Origin of the sequence: Brachyspira catarrhinii (assembly GCF_005518285.1) — a bacterium.
Taxonomy (GTDB): Bacteria; Spirochaetota; Brachyspiria; order Brachyspirales; family Brachyspiraceae; genus Brachyspira; species Brachyspira catarrhinii.
The window spans coordinates 1-304 of sequence record NZ_SJDU01000877.1; the positions used below are offsets into that span (position 1 = coordinate 1).

At 34.2% G+C, this 304-nt stretch carries 1 protein-coding gene; it reads right to left on the bottom strand.

Going from position 1 to position 304, the window contains the following annotated elements; all coding sequences use genetic code 11:
• Positions 1–259, bottom strand: a 259-nt coding sequence (locus tag EZH24_RS13715) for a hypothetical protein (RefSeq protein ID WP_137999509.1), incomplete at its 3' end; no start/stop codon positions are given.
• Between the last annotated feature and the right edge of the window lie 45 nt (positions 260–304).

A 304-nucleotide genomic window follows, 5' to 3' on the forward strand; every position in this document is an offset into this window, starting at 1 on the left:
CACTTCCAAAATATTCTTTAAATTGTGGAGTTCCTCCTATAGCGGCTGCTAATACGGATGCTTTCTTGCTTGCACTATGAGTTACAGTTTGATTGGTTGTAGGTTCATTAGTGAAAGAAAAATTAGGATTGGCTTCAGAAAACTTTGCGTTTGTAAAACTAAATTTAGTTGAATTGCGATACTCCCCCGCAAGAACTATTTCTCCATTTTTTTCTGAACTATAAATACTACCATCTGACCTTTTCAGATTTTTCATCATATTTTCTATATCCGTTTTGGTTATAAGCGTAGTTTTGGTATCGAT